General features: G+C 42.4%; 1 protein-coding gene. It reads right to left on the bottom strand.

Annotated elements, in window-relative coordinates; genetic code table 11:
• Nucleotides 1–588 precede the first annotated feature (588 nt).
• Nucleotides 589–814, bottom strand: a 226-nt coding sequence (locus tag A3756_RS21680) for an NADP-dependent isocitrate dehydrogenase (RefSeq protein ID WP_197481454.1), incomplete at its 5' end; no start/stop codon positions are given.

Raw genomic sequence — 814 nt, 5'->3', positions numbered from 1 at the left:
CAAACCAGGTAAAGTGCAATATTTGTGTCGGTCGACTGGAAAAATCCAATAACCTTAATCGAGCTTCAGACATGCGGGGTTCCTTAAATAGATTGAATGAAAACTAGGCCACCATAATCAAAAGTCGATCCAACTAAGATTTTTTTCTTTACTTTCAACAAGATAAAAACAGATAATTACACAAACGACTTGCGCACAGACAGATTCCAACATATCCTCCAGCCAAAACGCACCATTCTGAAGCAATAGAAAGACTACCTTTTACTTCTCGCACCATATTACGCTCGCAAAACCTAAGCTATCACATGAAACAGCTTTACCAAGGAGCACACCAACTCATTGTGCACTATTTGAACAACCTGCATACAAACAATCTGCCCAAAAATCCAGCGTAAACCTAGGTACCTCAATCAAGACTTACCAAATTGGTGCCTTCATGACAGTGAAGAGCTACCCTACGCTTGACCCAAAGACCTATAAGAACGCTCAACACTACAATCGATAGTACCTTCCAGTCATTTATCTATGAAACTCTGGGCATAAAAAAACCGGCCTGAGCCGGTTCGGTTTTTTTTCACTCAGATACGCTTACAAATTATCAAGCGCTGAATTAAAGGTATCACTTGGTCTCATCGCCTTAGTCGCTTTCGCCACATCAGGATGGTAGTAACCGCCAATATCGACAGGCTTACCTTGCACAACCGTCATTTCAGCAAGAATAGTCGACTGCTGCTCTTCTAATGTCTTAGCCAGCGCTGCAAAGCGCTCTTTTAGCTCAAGGTTATCATCTTGCGCAGCAAGCGCTTTAGCCCAA

The organism is Oleiphilus sp. HI0086 (genome assembly GCF_001635225.1).
Note: the sequence above shows the minus strand (reverse complement) of the source record. Positions and strands in the feature narration are given on the sequence as shown.